This is a genomic window from Belliella filtrata (assembly GCF_022549775.1).
Lineage (GTDB): Bacteria > Bacteroidota > Bacteroidia > Cytophagales > Cyclobacteriaceae > Belliella > Belliella filtrata.
This window is the reverse complement of sequence record NZ_JAKZGP010000134.1, coordinates 1-1,425: the sequence shown is the minus strand read 5'-3', so window position 1 is coordinate 1,425 and position 1,425 is coordinate 1. Positions and strand designations below refer to the sequence as shown.

Below are 1,425 nucleotides of genomic sequence, written 5' to 3'. Positions count from 1 at the left end.
TGTCATGTCCTGAAATAGCTTGACAAATTAAATCAAACTAAAATTGGGAAAAACATGACAAAAAGTGTTCGAGAGTTCAAGCGGTACAGTATTAGCTTCAAGAAGCAAGTAGTAGAGGAATTGGAAAAAGGTAGCTCCTATTCGTATCTTCAAAAGAAGTATGATATCAGAGGAGCAGAGACGATCCAGAAGTGGGTACGTTCCTTTGGAAGGAATCATTTGTTAAATAAAACAGTGCGAATAGAAACAATGGACGAAAAACAAAGACTTAAGGAACTTGAGGAAGAAAACCGTAGGCTTAAATCGACCTTAGCGGATTCAGTAGTAGCCAATCATATGCTAGAGACATTGATAAAAGTAGCTAACAAAGAGTATAATACAGATTTAAAAAAAAACTTTGGCAGCAAGTTATCAATCAAAGGGGAGTAAAGATGAGCATGAGTTCATGCTGTAAGTATTTTGGTTACAGTAGATCAGCCTATTATGATTGGACAAAGAGGAAATCTGAGCAAGAAGCTAAAGAAGGATTGGTATTAGAGTTAGTTCGAGAACATCGTCGGATACATCCACGGATTGGAGGTAGAAAACTTTATAAGTTAATTGAAGGAGATCTTACAAGTTTGAGCATCAGCGTGGGAAGGGATAAGCTATTTGACTTATTGCGTAGTTCCGGCCTACTTGTGAAGTTAAAGCGGAAGTATATGGTTACTACTCAGTCCTTTTCAAGGTTTAGTCGATATAAAGATTTATATAATGGACAAGAATGGAACTCAATAGATCAAGCTTGGGTGTCAGATATTACTTATATAAGATTAAAGGACTCCTTTAGATACCTGTATTTAATCACAGATGCCTATAGCAGAAAGATAGTAGGTTGGCATTTAGGGAGTACACTTGAGAGCCAGAATGCAGTAGAGGCTTTAAAAATGGCATTAAGCCAGTGTAAAAGGAGCAAGGGTCTTATACATCATTCAGACAGAGGATTCCAGTATTGTAGTAAGGTTTACACGGAACTACTGAAAAAAGCAAAGATAGAGTCAAGCATGGGTGAGGCTGGTAATTGTTATGACAATGCAATGGCAGAGAGGGTAAATGGAATATTGAAAACGGAATACCTGTTAGATGGAACATTTAAAAGTTTAAAAGAAGCTTATTCAGCTGTGAAACATGCTATATGGGCATACAATGAAAAGCGTCCGCATCTTTCTTTAAAAATGGCAAAGCCAAGTGAGGTGCATAAGGGTGTTTCAGTGTTCTCATCACTGAAACGCAAAAGTAGCACAAGACAGAAACCTGTCAAGGCTATATAAACGTCGCTCTGCTCCGGCCTTGACAAGTTTCCTTACTTGAGCTAGGGGGCATTTAAGATGATGAAAACAAAAGAAAAACAATAAAAAAAGTGTCAAGTAATTTCAGGACGCGACA

General features: G+C 37.6%; 2 protein-coding genes. Both read left to right on the top strand.

Annotated elements, in window-relative coordinates:
• The first annotated feature begins 54 nt into the window (after nucleotides 1-54).
• Entirely contained in the window at nucleotides 55-429 is a 375-nt protein-coding gene (locus tag MM239_RS20740) for a transposase (protein WP_241350240.1), read from the top strand.
• A gap of 2 nt (nucleotides 430-431) precedes the next feature.
• On the top strand, nucleotides 432-1,310 hold the full coding sequence (locus MM239_RS20735) for an IS3 family transposase (RefSeq protein WP_241350239.1): 879 nt from the start codon (nucleotides 432-434) through the stop codon (nucleotides 1,308-1,310).
• The last annotated feature ends 115 nt before the right edge of the window (nucleotides 1,311-1,425 follow it).

Bases quoted from the DNA above. Each gene is read 5' to 3' on its own strand.
- MM239_RS20740 (WP_241350240.1), top strand. From the start codon at position 55: ATGACAAAAAGTGTTCGAGAGTTCAAGCGGTACAGTATTAGCTTCAAG.
- MM239_RS20735 (WP_241350239.1), top strand. From the start codon at position 432: ATGAGCATGAGTTCATGCTGTAAGTATTTTGGTTACAGTAGATCAGCC.